Raw genomic sequence first — 26,426 nt, 5'->3', positions numbered from 1 at the left:
AACGGCTCTGCAGGCTCTGGAGGTGTTCGCGCGTCAGACCGGTCTCTGCGCGCTCAACGCTTGTACGCGTCCTTGCAGATGACCGTCTGCGGGGCGTCCTTGCCCCAGCCGCCGTACTTCCTGCCGAGGGCGCATACGTCCGTGTTCTCGCGTACCGGACGGGACACGTCGGGGATTTCGACGCGGGGCTGGGTGTGGCGGCGGTCCGGCTTCGGCGGGCGCTGCTTCGGCTTGGTCCGGCGGGGCGGGGGTGCCGGAGCGGCGGCCGGCGGGGGCGGGGGCGCCACGGCGGCCGGACGGTGCGGCACCCCTGGTGCCTGCGGTGCCCGCTGGGCCCGCGTGGGCACCCTGTCGGGGCCGATGAGCTCCAGCGCCTCCCGGGCGGGCGCCTGCACGATCTGCGGCTCGGCCCGGCCGTCAGGACGGGGCGCCGACGGCTGGGACGGTGCCGGAGGCGGGCCGGGAGCGGTCGGGTGCTGGATCGTGACGCAGCCGGAGAGGGCCGTGACAGCCACGGTGACCAGAAGCGTTGCGGTGGTCGTCGTTCGATGCACCCGCGCAACTCTGCTGTGTCCGGCCCGATTCGGAACCGTGGAGAAGCACTGGATGCCCCACACGGGTGATCTCCGGCCCCGTACGGAGGGCGCGGGGCGGCCCCGGCTGACGGCATCACCATCCCGGCACGCGCCCTCCGCCTGCCTGGCTCAGTCGCCGGTCGTTCCGTCGAGCCGTTCGCGGATCAGATCGGCATGGCCGTTGTGGCGGGCGTACTCCTCGATCATGTGCGTGTAGATCCAGCGCAGGTTGAACGGCTCGCCGGTGAACCGGCTCCTGCCGCGGGAGAGTTCGTCGAGGCCGAAGTCCGCGGCGTTGCGCCGGGCGATCTCGATCTCGGCCTGCCAGGTGCCGTACGCCTCCTGCCAGCTGTCCGCCTCGGTCGGATGGAACTCGCCGTCCCGGTCCTCCTCGGTGTAGTAGATCGGCCCCGGATCGTCGCTCACCAGTACTTTGCGGAACCAGCCCCGCTCCACTTCCGCCATGTGCCGCACCAGGCCCATGAGGGACAACTCGGAAGGCTCCACGGAGGCGGTTCTGAGCTGGGCGTCGGTCAGACCCTCGCACTTCCACGCCAGGGTCTGACGGTGGTAGTCCAGCCAGCCCTCCAACATGGTGCGCTCGTCGGCGTTCTGGGCGGGTTCACTGCGCTGCGTCTGTGTCGTCATGCAGGAATGGTCGCCCACCGCGACCGCCCCCACCACGCGTTCGCCGGCGGCTCGGCCGGCCGGCGAAGCCTCCGGCCGCCGTATGCTTCCGGCATGACCCTGGCAGGCAACCTCTGAAGGAGACCCCGTGAAGGTCGGCTGCATCGGACTCGGTGACATCGCGCAGAAGGCGTATCTGCCGGTGCTCGGCAGCCGCCCCGGCGTCGAACTGCACCTTCAGACCCGCACACCGGCGACGCTCGCCCGGGTCGCCGACGAACTGCGGCTGCCGGCCGGGCAGCGCCACGCCGGCCTCGACGATCTGATCGCCCAGGGCCTCGACGCGGCCTTCGTGCACGCCCCCACCACTGTCCACCCGGAGATCGTGACCAGGTTGCTGGAGGCGGGCGTACCGACGTACGTGGACAAGCCGCTCGCCTACGAGTTCGCCGACTCCGAGCGGCTGGTGACGCTGGCGGAGAAGCGTGCCGTCTCGCTCGCCGTCGGGTTCAACCGGCGCTTCGCGCCCGGGTACACCCAGTGCGCCGACCACCCACGCGAGCTGATCCTGATGCAGAAGAACCGCATCGGGCTGCCCGAGGAACCCCGGACGATGATCCTCGACGACTTCATCCACGTCGTGGACACCCTGCGGTTCCTGGTGCCGGGCCCGGTCGACGACGTGACCGTGCGCGCCCGCACGGAGGGCGGCCTGCTGCACCACGTGGTGCTCCAGCTCGCCGGGGACGGATTCACCGCGCTCGGGGTGATGAACCGGCTCAGCGGCTCGGCCGAGGAGATCCTCGAAGTGTCCGGTCAGGACACCAAACGTCAGGTGATCAACCTCGCCGAGGTGATCGACCACAAGGGGCAGCCGACCGTACGGCGGCGCGGTGACTGGGTGCCGGTGGCGCGCCAGCGCGGCATCGAACAGGCCGTGCTCGTGTTCCTCGGCGCCGTGCGGGCGGGAAAGGTGCTCAGCGCCCGGGACGCGCTGGCGACTCATGAACTGTGCGAGCAGGTGGTGCGAGCCGTGGGAGAGCGGACCGGCGCCGTCTGAGGACGCGGCTGCCCTCGACCGCACCCAGGACGACGAGGGCGAGTACGGCAGTGTGCACCGGCCAGGCGCCGAAGCGGACGTACGGCGTGACACCCCGGGCCAGCGGTACGTCGTACACCGCCGAGGTGCTCGCGCCGGTGCCGAGCCAGGAGCCGACGAGCTCGCCCCTCGGGTCGTAGACGGCGGAGACGCCGGTCAGCGTGGCGTGCACCATGGGGCGGCCGGTCTCGGCCGCGCGCAGGGCCGCGATCGAGGCGTGCTGCTCGGGGGCCCAGCTGTGCTGGAACGACGAGGTCGCGGACTGGGCGATCAGCACCTCGGCGCCGTCCCGGGCGAGATGGCGGCTCATGTCCGGGAACGCCGACTCGAAGCAGACCATGGGCCCGATGCGCAGTCCGTCCCCGACGTTCATCACCACCTGCTCGCTGCCGCGCCTGCGGTCCTCGCCCGCCGCCTTGCCGACGGAGGTGGCCCAGCCCAGCAGTGAACGTGCCGGAACGTACTCACCGAACGGCACAAGCCGCATCTTGTCGTACCGGTCACCGGTGGGGCCGTCCGGACCGACGAGCACCGAACTCTTGTAGATGCCGGGCCGGTCGGAGCGCCTGGCGTCCACGTTGACGAGGATGTCGGTCCTGGTCGTGCGCGAGAGCGACGCAAGCCGTGCAGCCAGGTCGGGGCGGTCGGCGAGGTCGTAGCCGACGCTGCTCTCGCCCCAGACGATCAGATCCACGTCCTGGCCGGCCAGCCCGCGGGTGAGGGCCTCCTCGCGTGCGATGCGCTTCTCGGCGCTGCCGGCCCCGTCGACGATGCCCGGCTGTACGACGGCGATCCGTACCCGGCCGTCCGACTCCGGACGCGGTGACCAGACCCAGACCGCGGAGGTCACGGCGGCGGTGGCGACGAGCCCGGCCACGGCCGGCACCCGGGACTCGCGCACCGCGACCAGGACGGCGACCGCGACATTCACGGCCACCACCAGGAAGCTGAGCAGCCACACTCCGCCGACCGATGCCAGCCGCAGCGCGGGCGCCACCTGCCACTGGCTGGATCCGATCATGCCCCACGGCCCGCCCAGCCCCTGCCACGAGCGGACCAGCTCGACCATGAGCCACCCCGACGGCAGGACGACCAGCCCTGCGGCGATCCGCCCGGCCGAGGGCCGGCCCGCCAGGAACCGGCGCACGAGCAGGCCCCAGGGCGCCCACAGTGCGCCCAGCAGCGCCGCGATGACGAGGGTGAACACATGCAGGCTCGGCAGCAGCCAGTGATGCACGGCGAGCATGAACCCGAGGCCGCCGAACCAGCCGTCGTACGCCGCCCGTCTGCCGGTCGGCGCGGACCGGACGAGCAGAATCCAGGGCACGAGCGCGACGTACGCGAACCACCACAGCGCCGGCGCCGGGAAGGCGAACATCGGCAGAGCACCGGCCAGCGCGGCGGCGACCGAACGTCGCCACGGGGAGGCGATCCAGTGGCCGGGCAATTTCATACGGCGCCTCCTACCAGTCGGCTTCCCGGTCGCTTCCCGGTCGGTTACCCAGCCGGTGGGTCAAGTGTGCGTGGTGGGGACGATCTCGGGCCAGAAGGACTCCGGCCAGGGGCGGCGGATTCCTCGTACGGCCCATGGCGGGTTGTCCGGGGCGGGGAAGAGGTCAGCCACGTGCCGGTTCCCGGGCGGCCTTCGGCGCGCGGCGCCACTTCTCCTCCACGACCACCTCGCGCAACCGCCAGCCGTCCGCCGTACGGATCAGCCCGAAGGCGTACCGGCCACCGCACACGAAGTCGGGTGCGGTGGAGTCGCCTGCGCCACCTCGGTCCGCGAGGCGCATGGGGTTGATGTAGTCGGCCTGGACACGGGCCGTGTCGCCGGTGTCCTGGTCCAGGACACCGAAGCCGACCCTGCGGTTGACGATCAGATGCTGTCGCATCGGGAACAGTTCCATGCTCTGCGCGAGCCACCCGGCGACCTGCTGGGCGTCCCCCTCGATACCGCCGGCCGAACGGTAGTCCGCCCGCCCGTCCGGCGCGAACAGTCCCATGTACGCCTCCCAGTCGCCGTCGTCGACTGCCACCGCGTACTCGGTGACGAGTCCGTCGAGGGAGAGCCTGTCCATCACGGTCGCGAGCTCCACACGCTGCGTCATCGGCTCAGTGTTGGGTACGAGGCGGGCGGAGCCAAGGGAAGTGCGGATATTCGGTGGCCGATGGGCGTGTCCGGCTCCCAAGCTGGTCGCGTGAATGATCAGACAGTCACTCTTCCCGATGTCCATTCCGAAGTTTCCGGCGAACAGGAACCCAAGTTCCGCGTGCGCGCCCGCCACACAGCGTCCACGGTGACCGTCTATCAGGCCTACCGCCCGGAGATCGGGCTCGCCGCGGCACGCGACGGCCGTTTTCCGGTGGCGTGGAAGCGGGACCGGATGACATGGATCAAGCCCTCCTTCACCTGGATGATGTACCGCTGCGGATGGGGCACGAAGGAGGGCCAGGAGACCGTGCTGGCCGTCGAGATCAGCCGGGACGGGTTCGTCCGGGCACTGCGCAACGCGTGTCTGTCGCACTACGTTCCCGGTCTGCACGATGACCAGGGCGCCTGGAAGCGGCAGTTGAGGCGGGCGTCGGCGCGGGTGCAGTGGGACCCCGAGCGTGATCTACGGCTGAATCCGTTGCCGTACCGGTCCCTGCAGTTGGGGCTTTCCGGGGAGGCGGCGGCGCTGTACGCCGACGAGTGGATCGTCGGGATCGAGGACGTGACGCCGCTCGCCACCGAGGTTCACGGGCTGGTGCGGGCGGGTCGACTGGACCGTGCGGCCGGGCTGTTGCCGGTGGAGCGGCCCTTCCCGCTCGACGAGGATGTGCTTGCGCACCTGCGACCGTAGACCGGGTGCGGAACGGCGAGACAGGGAGACAAGCCCATGAGCGGGTCGTCGGTCACGGTGGTCACGGGCGGCAGTCGGGGGATCGGTGCCGCGACCTGTCTGCGGCTCGCGGCGGACGGTCACGACGTCGCGGTGGGGTACGTGCGGGACGTCCGCGCCGCCGAATCGGTCGCGGCGGGGGTGCGGGCGGCGGGGGTCCGCTGTGTGACGGTGCCGGTGGACACCGCGGTCGAGGCCGAAGTGGACCGGCTCTTCGACACGGTGGAGGAGCGGCTCGGGCCTGTCACGGGGCTGGTGAACAACGCAGGGGTGACCGGCCCTCTGGGCAGGCTCGCCGACGCGGAGCCGGCCGATCTGCGGCGCGTGGTGGAGGTCAACCTGCTGGGCACGCTGCTGTGTTCGCGCCGGGCCGCGCGGGCCATGACGGCCCGGGGGGCCGGCGTGATCGTGAATGTGTCCTCGGCGGCCGCCACCCTCGGCAGCCCCGGCGACTACGTCCACTACGCGGCGACCAAGGCCGCGGTCGACGCGCTGACCGTGGGTCTGGCGAAGGAACTCGGTCCGGACGGCATCCGCGTCAACGCGGTGGCCCCGGGCATCATCGACACCGAGATGCACGCGACGATGGGCGACCCGGGCCGGGCGCAGCGCGCGTCCGCGACGATTCCGCTCCGCAGACCGGGGCTGGCCGAGGAAGTCGCCGCAGCCATCGCCTGGTTGCTGTCCGCGGAATCCTCGTACGCGACGGGCGCTGTGCTGCGGGTGTCGGGCGGGCGGTGACGCTGCCTGGCGGGTCGGGAGGGGAAGAGACGGATCAGCAGAGCGGGGCGTCCCGCACGCGCCCTGTTCTGCCGGCGACCGGCTCGCGGTCAGGCTGCCTCGATGATCTCGCCGCGTATCGCCGCGGCCCACCTGACCACCAACAGTTCGTACTCCTTCCGCTCCTGGGCCGAGAGGGAACCGCCCGCGCGGAGCCAGAGCGCACGGATCTGCTCGTTCAACGCGGCAGCAGACCGCACGGAACCAGGGGCCACGGATTCGGGGGACATGCGCACCAGCGTAGGGGCAGGGACTGACAGTGCGCTACCAAGTGGCTACTGACGAGGTATGTGGTTGGTCACGGTCGCCGGAACCGCCGTGACGTCAGCCCGACGACTCTGCCGCGTGCGGGCTCAGCGCACCCGTCGCCACCAGGGCGATGATCACGATGCCGAGGGCGATGCGGTAGTAGACGAACGGCATGAACGACTTCGTGCTGATGAACTTCATGAACCACGCGATCACCGCGTATCCGACCGCGAAAGCGACCACCGTCGCGAAGGCCGTCGGGCCCCAGGAGACATGGCCGCCCTCCGACACGTCCTTGAGCTCGAACACGCCCGAGGCGAGTACGGCCGGGACGGCCAGCAGGAAGGAGTAGCGGGCCGCCGCCTCGCGGGTGTAGCCCATGAACAGGCCGCCGCTGATGGTCGCGCCCGACCGGGAGACGCCGGGGACCAGTGCCATCGCCTGGCACAGGCCGAAGATCAGACCGTCCCGTGCGTTCAGGTCCTTCAGGCCCTTGCGCTCCTTGGCCGCCCGGTGCTTCCCGCCGGTCTCGTCGCGCGCCGCGAGCCGGTCGGCGATGCCGATGACGATGCCCACCACGATCAGCATCGTCGCGGTGATCCGCAGATCCCGGAACGGCCCCTCGATCTGGTCCTTGAGCGTGACTCCGAGGACACCGATCGGGATCGAGCCGATGATCACCAGCCAGCCCATCTGGGCGTCGTGATCGCTGCGCATCGCCTTGTTGGTGAGCGAACGGAACCACGCCGAGAGGATCCGTCCGATGTCCTTGCGGAAGTAGATCAGCACCGCCGTTTCCGTGCCCAGCTGGGTGATCGCGGTGAAGGCGGCACCCGGGTCCTCCCAGCCGGAGAACGCGGCCGTCAGACGCAGGTGCGCACTGGAGGAGACGGGGAGGAACTCGGTCAGCCCCTGGACGAGTCCGAGGATGAGAGATTCAAACCAAGACATGAAGTTACGTGGTCCAAGCGCTGATCGTGGAAGGGCCGACGGACACACCGGGCCCCCGCGCGCGAAGCGAAGGGCGGCGGAGATCAGGTGTGTTGGGGGCAGCCTAGCGGCCTCCGGTGACAGGCCGAGCACAGGGGCCCGGGTCAAGGGGTTGCAAAGGGCGGGGTTCCCCTGTCGCCCACCCCGCGCCATCCACCCCGTGGACACCCTCGCCGTGGTGTTGACCGACCGCTCGGACGGAACATACGTTGCCAGCGAAGAGAAAGCGCTTGCTGCCCCCGGAGGGTCCGGAGTCATCACGCGTTGGCCCACGTCAGACATCGCGTCCGATGGAGTGCTGATCACGCACATGACCACATCCGCAACCAGTCCCGGCACCTCCCCCGCCGCCCCAGGGATCGCTCCTCAGGGCGGCCTGACCTCACCGGCCTCACTCGCCCCTCTCCCTCCCCTCACCGGCCGTCGTATCCGGGCCGCCGTCATCGGAGCGGGCGCGATCGGGCGGGGGTCGCATCTGCCGGCGCTCGCCCAACTGGCCGACGAGGGCGAGACGGAGGTCGTCGCCGCGGTCGACATCAACGCCGGCGCGGTGAAGGCGTTCTGCGCGGAGAGCGGGATTCCGCACGCGTACACCGACCTGGAGGAGATGCTCCGGGAACAGCGGCCCGACCTGGTCACCATCTGCACGCCGCCCACCCTGCACCGCGAGCAGACCGTCGCCGCGCTGCGCGCCGGGGCCTGGGTGTGGTGCGAGAAGCCGCCGGTGCCGACGCTCGCCGACTTCGACGCCATCGAGGCGGAAGAGGGGCTCGCAGGCGGCCCGTACGCCTCGATCGTCTTCCAGCACCGCTTCGGCTCCGCCTCCACCCACGTACGGCGGCTGCTCGCCGAGGGGGCCCTGGGCCGGCCGCTCGTGGCGCACTGCCAGACCACCTGGTACCGCGACACCGCCTACTACGCCGTGCCCTGGCGCGGGCGCTGGCAGACCGAGGGCGGCGGGCCCGCCATGGGACACGGCATCCACCAGATGGATCTGCTGCTGGACCTGCTCGGACCGTGGAGCGAGGTGCGGGGCATGGCCGGGCGGCTCGTCCACGACGTCGAGACCGAGGACGTCTCCACCGCGCTCGTCCGGTTCGCGAACGGCGCGCTGGCGACCGTCGTCAACAGTGTGCTCAGCCCCGACGAGGTCAGCCGTATCCGTATCGACTGCGAGCGCGCCACCGTCGAGCTGACCCATCTGTACGGGCACTCCAACGCCAACTGGACCATCACCCCTGCGCCGGACGTGCCGGAGGCGGAGGTCGCCGCCTGGCGGGACTTCGGTGCGGATGTGCCGAGTTCGCACCTCGCGCAGCTGCGCGAGCTGGTCGCGAGCATGCGCGCCGGTGAACGGCCGCGCAGCAGCGGCGCGGACGGGCGCACCAGCCTGGAACTGATCACCGCGCTGTACAGGTCCGCCTTCACGGACACGACCGTCAAGGTCGGCGACATCGGGCCGGGCGACCCCTACTACGCCGCGCTGCACGGTGGCGCGCCCGGCTGGGCGCCCACGCCCGATGACGACGACGATGACTATGGCGATGTTCCCGGAACCGCTACCGAGGAGGCGTCCGCGTGACCACGTCCAAGGACCTGCGCATCGTCCACGCGCACGGCGACCGCATCACCGTGACCGAACCCGTCACCGGGGTCGAACTGTTCAGCTACGTGTACGGGGCGGAGGCGGCCTGGGAGGCGCCGAAGCCGTATCTGCACCCGATCCGGACGCTCGCCGGCAGCGTCGTCACCGACTACCGGCCCAACGACCACCGCTGGCACAAGGGCCTGCAGCTGACGGCCTCGCACCTGTCGGGGTCGAACCTGTGGGGCGGCAACACCTATGTGCACGGCGAGGGATATCTCGCCCTCCCCGAGCGCGTCGGCTCGATGGCCCACGTCGCGTTCGACGAGGTCGCCTCGGACGCGGGCCGGGTCGTCATCGCGGAGCGGCTCACCTGGCACCCGTACAGCGGGGACCTGTGGGCCGAGGAGGAGCGGCGGGTCGAGGTGCACGACGTCGATCCGGCGGCCGGTTCCTGGGCGCTGACCTGGACGAGCGCGATCACCAACCGGCGTGACGAGCCGCTGCTCTTCGGCAGCCCCACCACCGCCGGGCGCGAGGCGGCGGGCTACACCGGCCTGTTCTGGCGCGGCCCGCGCGCCTTCCGGGACGGGCGCGTCCTCGGCCCCGACTCGGAGGGGCCCGGGCTGATGGGCGAGCAGGCGCCGTGGCTGGCGTACTCCGGCGAGTTCGACGGTGCCGACGGCCACGCCACGCTGGTCTTCGCCCACGCGCCCGAGAACGACCACCTGGGGGCCGGGGGCGCCCATCCCGCCCACTGGTTCGTGCGCAACGAGCCGTTCGCCGCCGTCGCCCCCTCCTGGGCCTTCCACGACGAACTGGAGCTCGCGCCCGGCGACACACTCACCCGACGCTACCGGGTCGTCGTCGCCGACGGGGAGTGGGAGCGCGAGGGCGTCGCCAAGTACCTGGAGGAGCACCCGTGGTGAGCCAGGGACCCGACGGAACGGCCTTCGCCGGACTGCCGGGCGGTGTCGCCGTCTCGCACCTCTCCGTCTACGACTGGCCGGCCGCCGACGGTGTGTGCGGCGGAACTCCCCATATGCATCTGACCTGTTCGGAGGCGTACGTCGTCACGGGAGGGCGGGGCGCGGTGCAGACACTCACGACGTCCGGGTACGAGGTGACGCCGCTCGCCCCGGGCACGGTCGCCTGGTTCACGCCCGGCACCATCCACCGGCTGGTCAACGAGGACGAACTGCGCATCACCGTCCTCATGCAGAACAGCGGGCTGCCGGAGGCGGGGGACGCCGTGCTCACGCTGCCGCCGAAGTACCTGACCGACCCGGAGACGTACGCCGCCGCGACCGTGATCCCGGCCGGCGTGCCCGTTGCCGAGCAGGAACGGGTCGCCCGGGCCCGGCGCGACCTCGCCCTTGAGGGGTATCGGGCGCTGCGGGACGCGGAGGGGCCGGAGGCTCTGGCCGCCTTCCACGAGGCGGCGGCGGCTCTCGTACGGCCCCGGCTCGCCGAGTGGCGTGAGCGCTGGCGGCGCGGCGCCGAGGCGGCGGCCGCTGCGACGGGCGACCAGCTCGACCGTCTGGAACGGGGCGACACGTCCCACCTCGCGGAGGCCGTCGTACGGGCCGAGCAGCCTTCGGCGCACGGGAAGTTCGGGATGTGCGGGCGGCTGGACGTGTACAGGGGCACCCCCTAGGGAGGATGCCCAGGGAGTGACTGCGCGGCTTCCGGGCCTGGCGTCAGTGCCCGCGCAGGTGGTGGCGCTTGCGCCAGGCCACCACCGCGCCCGCCGCGGCCGGGACGGCGATGAAGCCCATCGCGATCAGGAAGGCGGGGGAGGTCGGCGACGAGGCGCGGGCGCCCGCGACGACGTACGCGGCGGTGTTCGGTACGGACCCGAGGGCCGTCGCGAGCAGAAACGGCAGCCACCCCATGCGGGAGACGGCGGCGCAGTAGTTGGCGGCCCAGAAGGGCACCCCGGGGAAAAGTCTCGCCGCCATCATCGAGCGGAAGCCGTGCCGGCTGAGCTGGCCGTCCGCCGCCTGGAGCCAGCGGGCGCGCAGCAGCGGGCGCAGCGCGTCCTGGCCCAGGACGCGGCCCAGGCCGAAGGCGGTGCCGGCGCCCAGGACCGTGCCCGCGAGCGCGGCGGCCAGGCCCACCTGGGAACCGAACAGCGCGCCCGCCGCGAGGTTCAGCAGCGGACGCGGCACGAACGCCACGGTGCACAGTCCGTACGCCGCTCCGAAGAGCACCGCCGCCGCGGCACCGCCGAGCTGGGGTGGCCAGCCGTCGGCGAGCAGCCGCTGGGGTTCGAAGAGCAGGACACACGACGCCGCGGCGCCGAGCAGCGTCACCAGGAGTGACAGTCGCGACCACGGCGAGAGCAGTGCTCTCGTGCAGCGCGCGGCGAGGCCGCCGGGCGGGGCGACGACGAGTACGGCCGGGGAGAGCGGGGAGAGCTCCGTGGCGATGGCCGGGGGAGTGGCCGTGGCGGTGCCCCCAGAGCGGGTGGTGGCATCGAGCATCCGGCGACACTAACCGACGTATATGTGTGATCGCCGTATGGTTCGTCTCAAGGGTGGAACGAGGAGGGGGACTCCCTGCGCGCCGGGTGACACGTGTGCCCACACCCTGCGGAAACGGCGTGCCGTGACATGCGCCACTGCGGCGGGCGTCCGCGCCCCTCGCGCCCTCGTCCGCGGAAAACCATTCGACGTGCGGTGCCGCGTCGGCGATGATCGGCCTCATGTTCCGGTACGCCTTCCTCCTCGCAGCATCCGCAGTCGCGGATGCCCCGAAGGCTGCCGTCCCGATCCTCGTGGCTGCCGACGGCGCCCGAAGCTGACCCTTCCCGGATCGTCCGGCGGACCCCGCAGGGGGAGGGTCGGCGAACTTCCTCGGGGTCCCCGTTCCGGCCGCGTTCTCCGCGCCGGGGCCATCACCCAGTACCGCTGAAGAGGCTTCGAGGTACCGCCATGTCCAAGACGGCATACGTCCGCACGAAACCGCATCTCAACATCGGCACGATGGGCCACGTCGACCACGGCAAGACCACCCTGACCGCGGCCATCACCAAGGTGCTCGCCGAGCGCGGCTCCGGCACGTTCGTTCCGTTCGACCGGATCGACCGCGCCCCGGAGGAGGTCGCGCGGGGCATCACCATCAACATCGCGCACGTCGAGTACGAGACCGACACCCGGCACTACGCGCATGTCGACATGCCCGGCCACGCCGACTACGTCAAGAACATGGTCACCGGGGCCGCGCAGCTCGACGGGGCGATCCTCGTCGTCTCCGCGCTCGACGGGATCATGCCGCAGACCGCCGAGCACGTGCTGCTCGCCCGGCAGGTGGGCGTCGATCACATCGTTGTCGCCATCAACAAGGCCGACGCGGGTGACGAGGAGTCGACGGACCTCGTGGAACTGGAGGTCCGCGACCTGCTCACCGCGCAGGGCTACGGCGGTGACGCGGTACCCGTCGTACGGGTGTCCGGCCTCAAGGCCCTTGAGGGGGACCCCCGGTGGACGGCGTCGATCGACGCGCTGCTCGACGCGGTGGACACGTATGTGCCCATGCCCGAGCGGTACGTCGACGCACCGTTCCTGTTGCCGGTCGAGAACGTGCTCACCATCACCGGCCGGGGAACCGTCGTCACGGGTGCCGTCGAGCGCGGCACCGTCCGGGTGGGCGACCGGGTCGAAGTGCCGGGCGCGGCCGTGGACACGGTCGTCACCGGCGTGGAGACCTTCGGCAGGCCGATGGAGGAGGCGCAGGCCGGGGACAGCGTGGCGCTGCTGCTGCGCGGGGTGCCGCGGGACGCGGTCCGGCGCGGGCATGTGGTCGCGGCGCCCGGCAGTGTCGTGCCGAGCAGCCGGTTCTCCGCGCGGGTGTATGTGCTGTCGGGGCGTGAGGGTGGACGTACGACGCCGGTGTCGACGGGGTATCGGCCGCAGTTCTACATCCGGACCGCGGACGTGGTCGGGGATGTCGACCTCGGTGAGACGGCGGTCGCGCGGCCCGGGGAGACGGTCACCATGACCGTCTCGCTGGGACGGGAGGTGCCTCTGGAGCCCGGGCTCGGTTTCGCCATCCGTGAGGGTGGCCGGACCGTGGGGGCGGGGACCGTGACGGCCGTCGTGTGAGGGTGGTTGCGGTGCGTGGGCGACCGCGGGGCCGGTGGGGGCTTGCCGCGCGGTTCCCCGCGCCCCTATGGGGCGCGCTGCGGCCAGGCACAATGAGAAAGTGAACGACGAGTCGATACCCGTTGCCCGTGCCGTCGATCACGGGTTCGCCAAGCTGATGCCCGACGTCGACCGTGAGCGCGCCTGGCTGCTCACCGTCGACGGGGCTCCCCAGTCGTACGTCGATCTGGACGAGCCGACGCATCTGGAGTTCGAGTACGCGCGTCGGCTCGGGCATGGGCTGGACACCGTCGCGGAGCCGGGGCGGGCTTTGGACGTGCTGCACCTCGGTGGGGGTGCCCTCACGCTGCCCCGGTATGTCGCCGCGACGCGGCCCGGTTCCCGGCAGGACGTCGTCGAGGCCGATCGCGGGCTGCTCGATCTGGTCGCCGAACACCTTCCGCTCCCCGTCGGCGCGGGCATCGCCCTGCACGCGGCCGACGCCCGCGCCTGGCTCGAAGCCGCCCCGGACGACAGCGCCGACGTGCTCGTCGCCGACGTGTTCGGCGGCTCACGTGTCCCGGCGCACCTGACGTCCCTCGCGTACGCCGAAGAGGCCGGGCGGGTGCTGCGCGGCGACGGCGTCTACCTCGCCAACCTGGCCGATGCGGCGCCCTTCGCCTTTCTGCGCTCCCAACTCGCCACGGTCTCGGTGGTGTTCGAGGAACTGGCGCTGATCGCCGAGCCAGGTGTCCTGCGGGGCCGCCGTTTCGGCAACGCGGTCCTCGTCGCCGCGCACCGCCCCCTGGATGTGGCCGCCCTGTCCCGCCGTGTCGCCTCCGACGCCTTCCCGGCCCGTCTCGAACACGGGCCCGCGCTACGGGAGTTCATCGGGGGTGCCGCACCCGTACGGGACGAGGAGGCAGTGCCTTCGCCGGAGCCGCCGCAGGGGGCGTTCGGCATCGGCTGACGCCCGGTGGGCGAAGGCGGCGGCGGGGATCAGCCGGCGCTCTCCAACTCACCCTTCACCGGGGCCTCCTGAGCCGCGTCCCGGGTGACCTTCTTCGTGCGCCGGGTGAGGTTTCGCACGTCCCGTACGCACAGGGCCGCCGCCGTCACCACCACGACCAGGGCCGCGCAGCCCCACAGAGCCGGGGCGCGGCCGAAGGCGTGTTCCGCCGGGCCCGCCAGTGCCGTGGCGAGAGGGAGCATCGCGACCGAGCCGAACCAGTCGTACGCGGCGACGCGGGAGAGCTTGTCCTCGGGGATCTCCTGATGCAGCGCGGTCATCCAGCTCACGCCGAACACCTCCTGCGTCACGCCGGTCACGAACATCACCGCGCAGAGCACGGCCACCGGAACCGGTACGGCGAGCGCGGCGGCGGGCAGGGCGAGGGGGAACACGCAGAGTGTGCCGGCGAGCAGTAGCCGGCGTGGTTTCCAGCGCATCATCAGCACGGCACCGGCGACCGTGCCGGCCGCGAACACGGCCAGTGCCAGCCCCCACGGCCCGGCCCCGCCGAGGCTGTCGCGGGCCACGAGCGGGCCGTAGACCGACTGGGCCGCGCCGATGACCGCGTTGGCGACGGCGAACTGGACGACGATCGCCCACAGCCACGACCGTCCGGCGAACTCCCGCCAGCCCTCCCGCAGATCGGCGAGCATCCCGCCGCCCGGCTCGCGCGCCGGGATGTGAGCCACGTCAAGGAAGGAGCGCAGCGACCCGGCGACCGCGAACGCCACCGCGTCCACCGCGAGGACCCAGCCGGGCCCGAGCACGGCGACCAGCGCACCGCCGAGGGCCGCGCCGCCCAGCGCCGCGCTCTGCATCGCCATCCGGAACACCGCGAAGGCGCGGGCGGCGTGTTCGCCCTCGACCGAGGACAGCAGCATCCCCTCGGCCGCCGGGCCGAAGAACGCGTGCGCGGTGCCGCCGAGGGCGGTCAGGAACATCATCTGCCACAACTGTGGCTCACCGGCCAGGACCAGCACCGCGAACGCCGCCTGGGAGAGGCAGTTGAGGGCGTTGGCGGCGACCATCACATGATGCCGGGGGAGCCGGTCGGCGACCGCGCCGCCGATCAGCAGGAACAACACCAGCGGCAACGTGCGGGCCGCCGCCACCAGCCCCACGTCACCGGCGCCGCCACCCGCCTCCAGTACGGCGAACGCGGCGGCGATCAGGGCTCCGTTGCTGCCGAGGTTCGTCACGCCCGCCGAGGCGGTCAGCAGGACGTAGTTGCGGCCGGCCCAGGAGGGGCGGCGCCGGCGTACAGCATGGGAGTCGGCGGAGGTCACCGGCCGACTATTGCCGCCCGCCGCCGACTTGCCAATCCATTTCCGAACCGCCCCGACCCGGACCGGCCGGTTTCAGCCGGTCACCGGCATCCGCCGAACGCCGCCCCTCGCGCTCCTCCCGTCCCTCACGCGCCGGTGGGGTCCCCGTGCAGCCGTACCGTGCTCAGGATCTGCATGATCGTCTTTTCGGGAACCTCCCCGGTGACGCCCGTGGCCCCGTGCAGGCTCCACGCGACGTAGTCGCCGACCGAGTTCTTGAAGCCGAAGGTGATGGCCTTGCCGTCGCTCGCGCACTTACCCGTCTGCGGCGTGTCCTTCGAGTGGGCCCGCGCGAGGCTGCCCGCGATGCCGGACTTCGTCGTGTACGGCGTCGCCTTCTCGTCGAAGACGAGACTCTTCTTGTCGGGCTGTGTGTAGCCGCCGTAGACCCACCAGGGGACCTGGTTGAGGGCGACCTCGTCGGCGTTCTTCGCCCCGCTCGCGCCCTTGGTGCCCACGGCCGCGAGTGCGGTGTCCGACGTACGGCCGTCCTTGTCGTCGTCCGACACGCACCACTTCGACTTGTAGTACGCGGGCGCCGACATGGTGATGAGCGGCTTGGCGCCGGCCTTGGCGTCGGTGTCCTCGAAACCGATCAGCGTGCCCGGCGACTCCACCTCCCAGTCTGCCGGTACGTCGAAGGCCGTGCCCCACTTCGGATTCACGACCACCTTCCAGCCGGCGACGGTCGGCTGCTCGGCCTGGGAGCTCCGCGGGTTGTCGTCCGAGGCAGACGCGGACGCGGAGGCCGAATCGCTCGGGTCCGCGGATTCCGGGGCGGGCGTCGAGGCGGGCGCCGACTGGCCGGGCCTGTCCTTCGCGCCGGAGCCCGCCTCCTCGTCCTTGTCACCGCCCAGGACGAGGAAGCCGGTCACCCCGGCCGTGATCACCACCGCGGTGGCCGCGACGATCGCGGTGATCTTCGTTCGGTTTCCGCCTCCGTCTCCGCCCGACGGCGGCTGCGGCGTGCCCGTCGGCGCCGGAGTGCCCCACCCCGGCTGCGGCTGCGGCTGCGGCTGCTGTTGCGGGGCCTGGGGGTAGGGGTTGGGCTGCGGATGCCCGGTCTGCTGGTATCCGGGCTGCTGGTAGGGGTTCGGCTGCTGATGGCCCGGGTGCTGGTAGGGATTGTGCGGCGGGACCTGCGGATTGTGCGGGTCCTGCGGGTTCTGCTCGCCCCCGGGCGGCTGCTGTTCTGGCCACATGGCCGGTAACGATACGGCGGTCCGGGGATCGGTATCTGGCCAGACTTGGCTACTCGTGGGTAACATGCAGGCATGAGCGCAGACCAGATGTCGATCGGTGAACTTCTCACCGCCACGGTGCCGATGGTTCGTACGCTGAACCTCGAGTACCTGGAGACCACGCCCGAGAAGGCCGTCCTGGCTCTGCCGGACCAGGGTGAGTACCGCAACCACGTCGGCGGGCCGCACGCCGGAGCCATGTTCACGCTCGGCGAGTCGGCCAGTGGGGCGATCGTGCTCGCGGCCTTCGGCGATCAGCTCTCCCGTGCCGTACCGCTGCCCGTCAGCGCCGAGATCGCGTTCAGGAAGATCGCGCTCGGTCCCGTCAGGGCCACCGCGACGCTCGGCCGCCCCGCCGCCGAGGTCGTCGCCGAACTCGACGAGGGCAGGCGCCCCGTGTTCCCGGTGACCGTCGCCATTCAGCGCGAGGACGGTGCCGTCACCGGCGAGATGACCGTCATCTGGACCCTCCGGCCGAACAACTGACAGTCGGCCGGAGGTGGTTGACCGAGTGCCCGGTTCTCATACCGCGATCCGGCCGTCGCCGTCGCCGCCCGTGCCGATGGACGGCCTGTTTCCGCTGTCGAACCCCGCGGCGAACCCCCTGGGTCAGGAGACGAATTCGGGCCCCGGGTCCGGCCGGTCGCAGGCCGGACGGACGACGGTGCGCAGGTAGTCCGCCTTGTCGCCGGCGTCGTATCGCAGCCCGTCGAAGACGACCCCGTGGACCGCTCCGTCAGTGGCCAACTCCTGGAGGACGTCGGTCCGTTGTGTCTCGCCGCCCCGGCCCGGGGGTGTGTGCCCCAGAATTCCGAAGACAGCCGGGTCGAGGACATGGCGGCCGATGACGGCGTACCGGCTCGGCGCTTTCTCGCGCGACGGCTTCTCCACCAGGCCCGTGACGCGCACGAGGTCGTCCGCGCCGGCCGGCTCCACGGCAGGGCGGCCGTAGAGGTGGATCTGCGCCGGGTCGACCTCCAGCAACGCGACACGCTGCCGCCGTACCGGGACCGCACGTCCAGCATCGAGGTGAGCAGGGCCTCGCGCGGGTCGGTCAGGTCGTCGCCGAGCAGGACCGCGAAGGGCTGGTCGCCCACGTGGCTGCGGGCGCGGAGCACCGCGTGTCCGAGGCCCAGCGGGTCGCCCTGCCGGATGTGGTGGATGTGTGCCAGGCGCGCGGGATCACGTACGGCGTCCAGCCGTGCGGTGTCGCCCTTCGCGGCGAATGCCTGTTCCAGTTCGGCCGCGTTGTCGAAGTGGTTCTCGATGGCCCGCTTGCGGCGTCCGGTGACCATCAGGATGTCGTCCGGTCCGGCCGCGGTGGCCTCCTCGGCGACGTACTGGATGGCGGGCTTGTCGACGACCGGGAGCATCTCCTTCGGCGGCGCCTTTGTCGCGGGCGGGAAGCGGGTGCCGAGGCCGGCCGCCGGCCGCCGGGACGTCCGCCTTGCGTACGGTCCTGGGTGCGGTGGGGGGTTCGATCATGCGGCTCATGCTGACGCGCGGGCATGAGAAACCCCCGACAGAAAGGTGGGAGCACCCTGTGCGTGGGCCGGGAGTGGTCACGGGCGGGCTTCGCGGCCTGCGCCTCTTGTGAAGCCGCAAGTTGAAGATTGTGTGTGCCATCCGGGTGCTCGTGCACACAACTTGGCACCCGGATGGGGTGTGATTTCGAAAGCCGGTACGGATACCGCCGGTAACACATCTGAATTCTCTTCGTTTTGAACTTCGGTCACTCGAACTGCTTGTTTCCCGTGAGACCTGTGTGCGAGTGTGGGCCAACTCGTGCGGGGGCGGAGGTCAGACCCCCTTTTCCCGCTCGGGATTCCGTGCCGGTCGACCCGAAGTCCATAGGTGACGAGTCGTAGGTACACACCAATCAAGCACTGCTTTCCGGTGGATGTGCAATTCGGTCGTGCCGTCCTGCGGCTTGGAAGGAATTTGTTCTGTGCAATCCCCTCACCCGCCGCGCCCGCCCTACCCTCCCCGTCCTGGTGTGAGTCCGGGGGAATCCGACATGAACCTGGCCGCGCAACTGCGCGGGCGGGTGGAGGGCGAGAGCGCGTACGCCGTGGCTCTGCTGCTGGCACGGCACTGGCAGGCGACGTACGACTACGCCGCCATCTGTCTCGCGGTCGAGGGTGATCTCGCCGCCATGGCGGCCACGTCGGCCTTCCACCGGGTGTTCGGCCGGCTGGAGCGCAGTGAGTCGAATCAGGCGCTGCGGCCCCAACTCCTCGTGGCAGTACGGGAAACGGTCCGGGAGTGGTCCGCCGAGGACGGTATTTCGGTGCTGCTCCCGGAACTCCGCAAACCCACCGGTGCGCGTGGTCTACGCGCGGCAAGGGCCCGGACATCCGAAAAGCGGCAACTGGCCGAGCGGTCATTCGGTGCCCTGCCGAGAGCGGCCCAGTGCCTCCTGTGGCACACCGAGGTCGAGGCCGAGCCCATATCCGTACCGGCCGGTCTGCTGGGGGTGGACTCCGCAAGCGCTTCGGCAGCGCTGGAGCAGGCGCGCGAACAATTCCGGACCACCTGTGTACACGCCCATCGCGAACTCGCCCCCACCAAGGAATGCCGCTTCTACAACCGTCTCCTCGACGTCCCGATCCGGCGCGGCGGAGCCCTCCTGCCCGATGTCGAGCAGCATCTGCTGGTCTGCCGTCACTGCCGGCATGCCGCCGAGCAACTCAGCCATTTCGAAGGCGAGCTCGGCACGCTGCTCGCCGAGGCGATGCTCGGCTGGGGAGCCCGCCGCTATCTCGAATCCCGGCCGGGGCGCGGCGGCCCGGGTGCCTTTCCCCCCAGACAGACCGGCCGGGGCGGTGGGCGTCCCGGAGGTGGTGGCCGTCATCGCCTCATGGCCCACATCCCGCTGTCCGACGAGCGGTTCGCCCTCCCGGGAAGGCGGACGCGGGCCGTGGCCGTCGGGGTGGGTGTGATGTCCTTCGCGCTGCTCGCGAGCGTGCTCGCCGCCCGCGGCTGGTCGGACGGGAGCACCGTGCCGACAGCCACCTGGGGCGCGGCGAGCGGTTACTCGGCCGGTCCGGATACCGCCTCCCCGGGCACCGCCGACCCCGGGGCGGTCGCCCCGCCGCAGGCCGCCGACTCTCCGTCGGCCGACCCTGCCGGGTATCCCGGGATGGCGGAACGCGGCAGGCTGCGCCACCTCGCAACGGGCCTGTGTCTGGACATCAGGGGTGGCCGGGTCGAGGCCGGCGCCGGGACCCGGCTGGCCGTGTGCTCGGCCGCCGCGACCCAGCAGTGGTCGTACGAGTACGACGGCCTCCTGCGCAGCCTCGCCGATCCCAGCCTGTGCCTCGACTCCCACGCCGCCGATGGAGAAGTCGTCCTCTCCGGTTGCGTCGGGTCGGCCGCGGCGGACGCCGACGAGGTGCGCTACGACCTGACCGTCCAGGGCGAACTGCTGCCGCGCTGGCGCGAGGAACTGGTTGTCGCGCCCGTCTCGCTCCGCGCCGGCGCGAACGTCGTCGTCAGGACGAGGGCCGGGTCGGCGGACGAGACCTGGACGCTCGCCTCCGCGACGTCCGAGTCCGACAGCTCCGCCGAGAAGAGCGACCGGCCGGAGAGCGACCGGCCGGAGAGCGGCGGGGCAGAGAACGGCAGGGACACCGAGGACGGCACATCCGGCCCGCAGCAGAAAGCGGGACAGGAGCCGAAGCCCGGTGCCGATGAGGGGACTTCGGGGAGCCCCGGGTCGCCGGCACCCACGCCCTCGTCCACGACCACTCCGGAGGGGGAGTTCGAGACACGGTACGTCGCGGACGACTGCTGCGAGGAGCCCGAACCCGTTCCGGCTGCGCTGCCGCCGCAGCCGCTGGAAGCGGCGCAGCCGGTCGTCGTCCCGGTGGTGCAGACGCTCGGCTCGATCACGACGGCTGTCGGTTCGCTCACGCCCAGTTGACTGGCACGAGTCACTGCGGGTCCTGGTTTCCCCGGCGCGGTCACCTTCCCCCACAGAAGGAGTGACGGCCCATGACCGACGCGGATCCCCGGGGCGCAGCCGGCATCGCCGACCTGGCCCGCGATGCCCGACCGCCCCGGCCTGGTCCTCTCGCTGCGGACCGGTCCGCGGGCGGGAACGCCCTGAGCGCGACCACTGGATGGGAACGCCAGTACGAGCTTTGGGACTCGGTGGCGTCCTCGGTGTCACCGTGACCCGGTAGGCTTCCCGGCGACGCAGACATACCGGGCGTCGGCGAGATCGGAAGGAAACCGGCGTTGCACGTGCAGGAGTGGCTGGAGACGATCCCGGCGGTCAGTATCTACGCGCTGGTGGGAGTGGTCATCGGGCTGGAGAGCCTGGGTATTCCACTGCCGGGCGAGATCATTCTGGTCTCGGCCGCGCTGCTCGCCTCCCAGCACGGCGAGATCGACCCGTTCGTCCTCGGGGCCTGCGCGAGTGCCGGCGCGGTCATCGGCGACTCCATCGGCTACGCCATCGGCCGCAAGGGCGGCAGGCCGTTGCTGGCCTGGCTCGGGGGCAGGTTCCCGAAGCACTTCGGTGAGGGGCACATCGCCACCGCCGAGCGGTCCTTCGAGAAGTGGGGCATGTGGGCCGTCTTCTTCGGCCGCTTCGTCGCCCTGCTGCGGATCTTCGCGGGGCCGCTGGCGGGTGTGCTTCGGATGCCGTACTGGAAGTTTTTCATCGCCAACGTGTTCGGCGGGATTCTCTGGGCGGGCGGTACGACGGCCGTCATCTACTACGTGGGTGTTGTCGCGGAGTCCTGGCTGAAGCGGTTCTCGTGGGTGGGGCTGGTGCTGGCGGTGCTGATCGGCGTCGCGTCGATGCTTGTGCTCAGGCGCAGGGCGAAGTCAGCTTCGCGGGCGGCCGAAGTGGAGACCGTGGGGGCTGCGACGTGACGTTGCGCACGGGCTGACCGGGGCCTGTCTCGCGCACGCGGCGGGCTCACACATCGACGCAGCCCCGCGCCCCCGCCGGGGCGCTCCAGTCCCCGTGCACTTCCCGGTGGGCCTTCGCCAGTTCCGCGTACATCGTGCCGTTCAGCGAAATCCCCTCCCGCTCCTCCACGGTCAGCTCACGCCGAACCCTGGCAGGCACCCCCGCCACCAGCACCCCCGGCGGGACCTCCATACCCTGCGGTACCAGGGCCTGTGCCGCCACCAGTGACCCCGCGCCGATCACCGCGCCGTTGAGCACCGTCGCGCCCATGCCGATCAGACAGTCGTCCCCGACCGTCGCCCCGTGCACCACCGCGTTGTGGCCGACGGAGACGCGTTCGCCGATGGTCACGGGGAAGCCCGGGTCGGCGTGCAGCGTGCAGTTGTCCTGGATGTTGCTCCGGGCGCCGACGGAGATCCCCTCGACGTCGCCGCGCAGCACCGCGCCGTACCAGACGCTCGCGCCCGCCGCCAGGGTCACCTCCCCGATCACCGAGGACGTGGGCGCCACGAACGCCTCCACGTCCACCTTCGGTTCCCTGCCGCCGATGCCGGTGATCAACGCCCTGTGCGCCATCTCGCCTCCTGGTCCTCGATACCCCAGACCGTACGCCACCTCCGTAGGGCGAAGATCACAGGTGTGCGGCACACGGGGCCCGCCCCGCCGTGAGTACGGTGTGCGGGTGCCCAAGCCCAAGAACACGTTCTCGTCATGGCGGCGTCGGCTGGCGCAGCGCGCGGTGCACGCGGGCTGGGCCTGGGTGCAGCGCACGGGTTCGGTGACCGCCGAGCATCCTGGGCGGCTGCGCTTCCGGGCACTGGGAACAGGTACCAGGCTCGCCTTCCCGCTGGGCACGGTCTTCGGCGAGCCCTGGATCGAGCTGGGCTCCCACTGCATCGTCGGTGAGCAGGTGACCCTGACGGCAGGTCTGATGCCGGACCTCGAACTCGGTCCCGATCCCATACTGCGCATCGGCGACGGTGTTGTCCTCGGTCGCGGCAGCCATGTCATCGCCGACACGACGGTGACCATCGGCAGTGACTGCTACTTCGGGCCGTATGTGTATGTGACGTCCACCAACCATTCGTACGACGATCCGCACGAGCCCATCGGGAAGCAGTGGCCTCGTATGGAGCCGGTGGAGATCGGCCCGGGCTGCTGGATCGGAACCGGTGCGGTGATCCTGCCGGGGGCGCGGATCGGGCGGAACGTGGTGGTGGCGGCCGGCGCGGTGGTACGCGGCACGGTGCCCGACCACGCGGTGGTGGCGGGGGCTCCGGCCAGGGTCGTACGCCGCTGGACGCCCGCCGAGGGCTGGCTGCCGCCGCTGCGGACCCCGGCTCCGACACCGATCCCCGAGGGGATCACCCCGGAGCAGTTGCGGGCGCTGGCGGCGCTGGACGCGGGGGCGGTGGCACGGCTTGCGGAGCCGGCCGCCGAGGAGCACGCCGGGGACGTACGCGCCGAGTCCTGATCAGGGCCGCTGCGGTGACCGGGGCTCAGCCCGTCGCCAGCAGAAGAGTGCCCACCAGGGCGAGGCCCGCGCCCGCCGCCTGGACCGTGCGCAGGCGTTCGCTGAGGAATCCGCGTGCCGCGAGGGCGGTGACCACCGGGTAGAGCGAGGCGAGTACGGCGGCCACGGTGACCGGGCCGTGCTGGGCCGCGATCGAGTAGGTGCCGTTGGCGGCGACATCGGCGAGGCCGACGAAGGCGAGCGCCGGGAGGGTCTGCCAGGGGAAGCCGCCCGCCGGGAGCGCGGCGCCGCCCCGCCGGACCGCGACGAGCAGCGCGGCGCCGCCGACTGCCACGTTCGTCACGCGCTGCACGAAGAGTGCTAGGAACAGGCCGGTGAGTGTGGTCGATGCCTCCGCGATCAGGGCGAAGACCGTGCCGAAGCCGAATGCCGCGAGCAGGGTGAGCAGGATCGCCTGCCGTTGCACGGGCGCACCCCTGAGCTGCGGCCCGCCCGCGAGCACGACCCCGACGACGGCGACCGCGATTCCCGCGAACTGGATCAGCCCGGGGCGCTCGCCGAGGAAGAGCCCGACACTGATGGGGACGGCGACGCCGAGAGAGCCGAGCGGGGAGACGACCCCCATCGGGCCCAGGGCGAGCGCCTTGTAGAAGGAGAGCAGCGCCACCGGTCCGGCCAGGCCCGCGGCGACCGCGAACCACAGCCGCGGGCCGGCCTCGCTCCAGCCGCCGGTCGCGATCACGACCGTGCCGAGTACGGCCGCCGCGATCGACTGCGAGACGACGACCACCGTCAGCGCGGACATTCGCCTGGTCAGCAGCCCGCCGCCGAAGTCGGCCAGGCCCCAGAGCAGGCTGGTGACCAGGGCGAAGAGTGCGGTCATGAGGGCGCCTCGCAGTACAGTGGAGTGAACAATTCGGTGCACCACACGGTAGTGCAGTGAACTGAACTATGTCATCCATAATCTTGCACTCTGGCGAGTGCGGCAGGATGAGGTGCTGAAGACAGGGCCGAAAACAAGGCCGAACGAGAGTGTCGGACGAGAACTTGGACGGAACGTTGTCGGACCTCGACCTGCTGACCCAGTCCCTGGCGCGCAGCGTGAAGCGCTGGCGCGCCGAACGCGGCTTCACCCTGGAGGCGCTCGCCGCCCGTGCCGGGGTCAGCCGCGGCATGCTCATCCAGATCGAGCAGGCCCGAACCAACCCCAGCCTCGGCACGGTCGTGAAGATCGGCGACGCGCTCGGCGTCAGCATCACCACCCTGCTCGACCACGAACAGGGCACGAAGGTCCGGGTCGTCTCCGCCGACCAGGCCGTACGGCTGTGGCACACCGACGCCGGCAGCTACAACCGGCTCCTCGCGGGCACCGAGGCGCCGGGCCCGCTGGAACTGTGGGACTGGCGTCTCATGCCCGGCGACAGCAGCCCGTCCGACCCGCATCCGGCGGGCACGTTCGAGATCCTCCACGTCACGGCGGGCGAACTGACGCTCACGGTCGACGGAGTCGAACATCGTGTCCCGGAGGGCGCGAGCGCCACCTTCGAGGCCAACGTCCCTCATACGTACGGCAACGACGGCGCCGTACCGCTGGAGATGATGATGTCGGTGTCGGTCCCGCCGGTGAGCTGAGACGCCCGGCAGGGGCCTGCCCACGGCTGTTAGCGTGCCGTCATGCGCGCCCCCATCGGAGACTTCGACACCGCCACCCCCGCACCCGACTGCCTCGGTGAACTCGTCCGCCCGGTCGCCGACGCCGTACGCCACTGGTCCGCCAGTCTGCCCGCCGACCAGATCCTGTACGTGGACACCGACCCGGCATGGGCGGACACCGCCGTCTTCGTGGAGCACTACGGACGGGAGCTGCTCGATCAGTCGGCGAACTGTGTGGTCGTGGCCGGCAAACGCGGCGGCGAGACCACCCTTGCCGCGTGTCTCGTCCTCTCCACCACCCGGGTCGATGTGAACGGCGTGGTACGTCGCCAACTCGGTGCCCGCAAGGCCTCGTTCGCGCCGATGGACACGGCCGTCGGGGAGAGCGGCATGGAGTACGGAGGGATCACGCCGATCGGGCTCCCGGACTCCTGGCCCCTGTTGGTCGACTCGGCCGTCGCCGACCTTCCCTGGGTGCTGGTCGGCAGCGGGCGGCGACGGGGCAAACTGCTGGTGCCCGGAAAGGCGTTCGCCGGGCTTCCGGGCGCGGTGGTGGTGGCGGGGCTGGGCGTCAACTGACGTCAGGCGGCGGTAACCTGCGACGGCCTCAGTGGTCGGCGTCCTTGCCTATGTACACGTCGGCGAACGCGGCTGCGGCTGCGGGGGAGTTGAGGATGCGACGGAGGCGGGCGAGGGACGTGCCGGAGCGGAACGGGTCGCCCGACGACGCACCGTGGTAGATGTCGGACAGCCACAGGGAGAACTCCTGGTACTGCCAGACGCGCCGCAGACACGCCTGCGAGTAGCCGTTCAGGCCGTCGGGGTCGCCCTTCGTGAGGTAGTCGACGAGTGCGTCGCCGAGCAGGAAGGCGTCGTGCAGGGCCAGGTTCATTCCCTTGGCGGCGATGGGGGCGGTGAGATGGGCCGCGTCGCCGGCCAGGAACAGCCTCCCGAACTGCATGGGTTCCACCACGTAGTTGTGCATGTCGAGGACGCGCTTCTCGATCAGACGGCCCTCGTTGAGCGGCGGCGCTCCCAACGCGCCGAGCCGTTCGCGCAGTTCGGCCCAGACGCGGTCGTCCGGCCAGTTCTCCGGGACGTCTCCGGGCGGGCACTCGAGGTAGTAGCGGGTGACCTCGGGGCCACGGGCCATGTGCCCGGCGAAGCCGCGCGGATGGATACCGAACATCACACAGTCGTTGGACGGCGGCGCCTCGGCGAGCAGGGCCAGCCAGCCGATGCCGTAGTCGTGTCGCGCGACGCGGGTGTGCGTCGCCGGAATCGCCGTACGGGTCACACCACGGGCGCCGTCGCACCCGGCAATGAACTCGCCCTGCACATACTCCCGTTGACCCGTCTCTGCTGAGACGTAGGACACCGCGGGCCGGTCGGTGTCCAGGTCGTGCACGAGTACGTCCCGGACACCGAACCGGATGTCGCCGCCGCGTACGTCCGCGTACTCGCGCACCAGGTCCGTCACCAGCAGCGGCTGGGGATAGGCGAAGTGGCGGTGGCCCGACAACTCGGCGTACTCGAAGCGATGGCGGCGGCCGCCGAACCGGAACTCGCACCTCGTGTGCGTACCGGCCCGCTCCAGCAACGTGTCGGCCAGGCCCCGCTGTCGGAGCGCACGGACCGCCCACTCCTCGATGAACCCGGCCCGGGGATGCTGCTCGATGAACTCGCGGCTCTCCGTCTCCAGCACGACGCAGTCGATGCCGGCGGCCCGCAGGATGTTCCCGGCGGTGAGTCCGGCGGGCCCGGCACCCACGATCACGACCGGAAAGCGTTGCGCGGACGGAGAGTTGGGGGTCGAGCCGGAGTGAGGTGAGGCGAAGGTCACTCCAGCATTATGTCGACCGCCTGCCGCGGTTGGGTAACCCGCTTTTTCGTTATCGGCGTCCCTGGGGCGCGTCTCCTCTCCG

27 protein-coding genes and 1 pseudogene are annotated in these 26,426 nt (G+C 71.3%); 15 read left to right on the top strand and 13 right to left on the bottom strand.

The features are described 5' to 3' along the window. Positions 1 to 53: 53 nt before the first annotated feature. Positions 54 to 554, bottom strand: coding sequence for a hypothetical protein (locus RB628_RS15250; RefSeq protein WP_318320950.1), 501 nt, complete (start codon positions 552 to 554; stop codon positions 54 to 56). Positions 555 to 704: 150 nt separating this feature from the next. Next, positions 705 to 1,223, bottom strand: a complete 519-nt coding sequence (locus RB628_RS15245) for a DinB family protein (protein ID WP_318320949.1) — start codon at positions 1,221 to 1,223, stop codon at positions 705 to 707. A 127-nt stretch (positions 1,224 to 1,350) separates the two neighbouring features. On the opposite strand from RB628_RS15245, the gene RB628_RS15240 reads away from it, so the two are divergent. Beyond that, on the top strand, positions 1,351 to 2,262 hold the full coding sequence (locus tag RB628_RS15240) for a Gfo/Idh/MocA family oxidoreductase (RefSeq protein WP_318320948.1): 912 nt from the start codon (positions 1,351 to 1,353) through the stop codon (positions 2,260 to 2,262). Here RB628_RS15240 and lnt read toward each other — a convergent pair. Both lnt and RB628_RS15230 read right to left on the bottom strand, forming a co-directional pair. Continuing rightward, positions 2,180 to 3,754, bottom strand: coding sequence for an apolipoprotein N-acyltransferase (gene lnt, locus RB628_RS15235; RefSeq protein ID WP_318320947.1), 1,575 nt, complete (start codon positions 3,752 to 3,754; stop codon positions 2,180 to 2,182). The two genes, RB628_RS15240 and lnt, sit on opposite strands and share 83 nt — an antisense overlap. 163 nt (positions 3,755 to 3,917) lie before the next feature. After that, positions 3,918 to 4,409: a nuclear transport factor 2 family protein gene (locus RB628_RS15230; protein WP_318320946.1), complete on the bottom strand. Its 492-nt coding sequence runs from the start codon at positions 4,407 to 4,409 to the stop codon at positions 3,918 to 3,920. A gap of 90 nt (positions 4,410 to 4,499) precedes the next feature. Here RB628_RS15230 and RB628_RS15225 point away from each other — a divergent pair, with 90 nt between their 5' ends. Both RB628_RS15225 and RB628_RS15220 read left to right on the top strand, forming a co-directional pair. Further along, entirely contained in the window at positions 4,500 to 5,144 is a 645-nt protein-coding gene (locus RB628_RS15225; protein WP_318320945.1) for a DUF4291 domain-containing protein, read from the top strand. A 36-nt stretch (positions 5,145 to 5,180) separates the two neighbouring features. Then, complete coding sequence (locus RB628_RS15220) at positions 5,181 to 5,924, top strand: SDR family oxidoreductase (protein WP_318320944.1); 744 nt, start codon at positions 5,181 to 5,183, stop codon at positions 5,922 to 5,924. Positions 5,925 to 6,013: 89 nt separating this feature from the next. Here the strand turns inward: RB628_RS15220 and RB628_RS15215 are convergent, their stop codons facing one another. Next, positions 6,014 to 6,193 (bottom strand): hypothetical protein, encoded by a 180-nt coding sequence (locus RB628_RS15215; RefSeq protein ID WP_318320943.1) that lies wholly within the window; start codon positions 6,191 to 6,193, stop codon positions 6,014 to 6,016. 94 nt (positions 6,194 to 6,287) lie between these two features. Further along, entirely contained in the window at positions 6,288 to 7,163 is an 876-nt protein-coding gene (locus RB628_RS15210) for an undecaprenyl-diphosphate phosphatase (protein WP_318320942.1), read from the bottom strand. Between the two features lie 349 nt (positions 7,164 to 7,512). Here RB628_RS15210 and RB628_RS15205 point away from each other — a divergent pair, with 349 nt between their 5' ends. Genes RB628_RS15205 through RB628_RS15195 form a run of 3 tightly spaced genes read left to right on the top strand, consistent with a single transcriptional unit; the run spans position 7,513 to position 10,444 of the window. After that, on the top strand, positions 7,513 to 8,784 hold the full coding sequence (locus RB628_RS15205; protein WP_318320941.1) for a Gfo/Idh/MocA family oxidoreductase: 1,272 nt from the start codon (positions 7,513 to 7,515) through the stop codon (positions 8,782 to 8,784). After that, positions 8,781 to 9,716: a PmoA family protein gene (locus RB628_RS15200; RefSeq protein ID WP_318320940.1), complete on the top strand. Its 936-nt coding sequence runs from the start codon at positions 8,781 to 8,783 to the stop codon at positions 9,714 to 9,716. The genes RB628_RS15205 and RB628_RS15200 overlap by 4 nt, the downstream gene beginning before the upstream one ends. Continuing rightward, positions 9,713 to 10,444, top strand: coding sequence for a cupin (locus RB628_RS15195; RefSeq protein WP_318320939.1), 732 nt, complete (start codon positions 9,713 to 9,715; stop codon positions 10,442 to 10,444). Before RB628_RS15200 ends, RB628_RS15195 begins: the two co-directional genes overlap by 4 nt. Positions 10,445 to 10,487: 43 nt before the next feature. Here the strand turns inward: RB628_RS15195 and RB628_RS15190 are convergent, their stop codons facing one another. Further along, positions 10,488 to 11,273 carry a TVP38/TMEM64 family protein gene (locus tag RB628_RS15190; protein ID WP_318320938.1) on the bottom strand — a complete coding sequence of 262 codons (786 nt, stop codon included), beginning with the start codon at positions 11,271 to 11,273 and terminating at the stop codon, positions 10,488 to 10,490. Between the two features lie 450 nt (positions 11,274 to 11,723). Between RB628_RS15190 and tuf the strand changes: the two genes are divergently transcribed. Together tuf and RB628_RS15180 are read left to right on the top strand one after the other, a co-directional pair. After that, a complete protein-coding gene (tuf, locus tag RB628_RS15185) occupies positions 11,724 to 12,893 on the top strand; it encodes an elongation factor Tu (RefSeq protein WP_318320937.1) in 1,170 nt (389 codons plus the stop codon). 67 nt (positions 12,894 to 12,960) lie between these two features. Then, entirely contained in the window at positions 12,961 to 13,842 is an 882-nt protein-coding gene (locus tag RB628_RS15180) for a fused MFS/spermidine synthase (RefSeq protein ID WP_318320936.1), read from the top strand. A gap of 29 nt (positions 13,843 to 13,871) precedes the next feature. Here RB628_RS15180 and RB628_RS15175 read toward each other — a convergent pair whose 3' ends face one another. Both RB628_RS15175 and RB628_RS15170 read right to left on the bottom strand, forming a co-directional pair. After that, a complete protein-coding gene (locus RB628_RS15175) occupies positions 13,872 to 15,170 on the bottom strand; it encodes an MFS transporter (protein WP_318320935.1) in 1,299 nt (432 codons plus the stop codon). A gap of 125 nt (positions 15,171 to 15,295) precedes the next feature. Further along, positions 15,296 to 16,411 (bottom strand): hypothetical protein, encoded by a 1,116-nt coding sequence (locus tag RB628_RS15170; RefSeq protein WP_318320934.1) that lies wholly within the window; start codon positions 16,409 to 16,411, stop codon positions 15,296 to 15,298. Positions 16,412 to 16,498: 87 nt separating this feature from the next. Here RB628_RS15170 and RB628_RS15165 point away from each other — a divergent pair, with 87 nt between their 5' ends. Beyond that, positions 16,499 to 16,936: a DUF4442 domain-containing protein gene (locus RB628_RS15165; RefSeq protein ID WP_318320989.1), complete on the top strand. Its 438-nt coding sequence runs from the start codon at positions 16,499 to 16,501 to the stop codon at positions 16,934 to 16,936. 123 nt (positions 16,937 to 17,059) lie between these two features. Here the strand turns inward: RB628_RS15165 and RB628_RS15160 are convergent. Beyond that, positions 17,060 to 17,944, bottom strand: a pseudogene (locus tag RB628_RS15160) (UTP--glucose-1-phosphate uridylyltransferase). Positions 17,945 to 18,467: 523 nt separating this feature from the next. On the opposite strand from RB628_RS15160, the gene RB628_RS15155 reads away from it, so the two are divergent. From RB628_RS15155 to RB628_RS15145, 3 genes are all read left to right on the top strand, one after another. Beyond that, on the top strand, positions 18,468 to 20,375 hold the full coding sequence (locus tag RB628_RS15155) for an RICIN domain-containing protein (RefSeq protein WP_318320933.1): 1,908 nt from the start codon (positions 18,468 to 18,470) through the stop codon (positions 20,373 to 20,375). 71 nt (positions 20,376 to 20,446) lie between these two features. Next, entirely contained in the window at positions 20,447 to 20,629 is a 183-nt protein-coding gene (locus RB628_RS15150; protein ID WP_318320932.1) for a hypothetical protein, read from the top strand. Between the two features lie 63 nt (positions 20,630 to 20,692). Further along, entirely contained in the window at positions 20,693 to 21,334 is a 642-nt protein-coding gene (locus RB628_RS15145; protein ID WP_318320931.1) for a DedA family protein, read from the top strand. Between the two features lie 46 nt (positions 21,335 to 21,380). Here RB628_RS15145 and RB628_RS15140 read toward each other — a convergent pair whose 3' ends face one another. Next, positions 21,381 to 21,950 carry a gamma carbonic anhydrase family protein gene (locus RB628_RS15140; protein ID WP_318320930.1) on the bottom strand — a complete coding sequence of 190 codons (570 nt, stop codon included), beginning with the start codon at positions 21,948 to 21,950 and terminating at the stop codon, positions 21,381 to 21,383. Between the two features lie 106 nt (positions 21,951 to 22,056). Between RB628_RS15140 and RB628_RS15135 the strand changes: the two genes are divergently transcribed. Further along, positions 22,057 to 22,848 carry an acyltransferase gene (locus RB628_RS15135; RefSeq protein WP_318320929.1) on the top strand — a complete coding sequence of 264 codons (792 nt, stop codon included), beginning with the start codon at positions 22,057 to 22,059 and terminating at the stop codon, positions 22,846 to 22,848. 25 nt (positions 22,849 to 22,873) lie between these two features. Here the strand turns inward: RB628_RS15135 and RB628_RS15130 are convergent, their stop codons facing one another. Further along, the gene (locus RB628_RS15130) at positions 22,874 to 23,731 is read right to left on the bottom strand and encodes an EamA family transporter (RefSeq protein WP_318320928.1); all 858 of its coding nucleotides are present in this window, start codon (positions 23,729 to 23,731) and stop codon (positions 22,874 to 22,876) included. Between the two features lie 176 nt (positions 23,732 to 23,907). Between RB628_RS15130 and RB628_RS15125 the strand changes: the two genes are divergently transcribed. Both RB628_RS15125 and RB628_RS15120 read left to right on the top strand, forming a co-directional pair. Beyond that, entirely contained in the window at positions 23,908 to 24,480 is a 573-nt protein-coding gene (locus RB628_RS15125; RefSeq protein WP_318320988.1) for an XRE family transcriptional regulator, read from the top strand. A gap of 42 nt (positions 24,481 to 24,522) precedes the next feature. Then, positions 24,523 to 25,080, top strand: a complete 558-nt coding sequence (locus tag RB628_RS15120) for a YbaK/EbsC family protein (protein ID WP_318320927.1) — start codon at positions 24,523 to 24,525, stop codon at positions 25,078 to 25,080. 28 nt (positions 25,081 to 25,108) lie between these two features. Here RB628_RS15120 and RB628_RS15115 read toward each other — a convergent pair whose 3' ends face one another. Then, positions 25,109 to 26,344 (bottom strand): 4-hydroxybenzoate 3-monooxygenase, encoded by a 1,236-nt coding sequence (locus tag RB628_RS15115; RefSeq protein WP_318320926.1) that lies wholly within the window; start codon positions 26,342 to 26,344, stop codon positions 25,109 to 25,111. Between the last annotated feature and the right edge of the window lie 82 nt (positions 26,345 to 26,426).

The organism is Streptomyces sp. ADMS (assembly GCF_033441795.1).
Taxonomy (GTDB): domain Bacteria; phylum Actinomycetota; class Actinomycetes; order Streptomycetales; family Streptomycetaceae; genus Streptomyces.
This window is presented reverse-complemented; position numbering and strand designations above follow the sequence as displayed.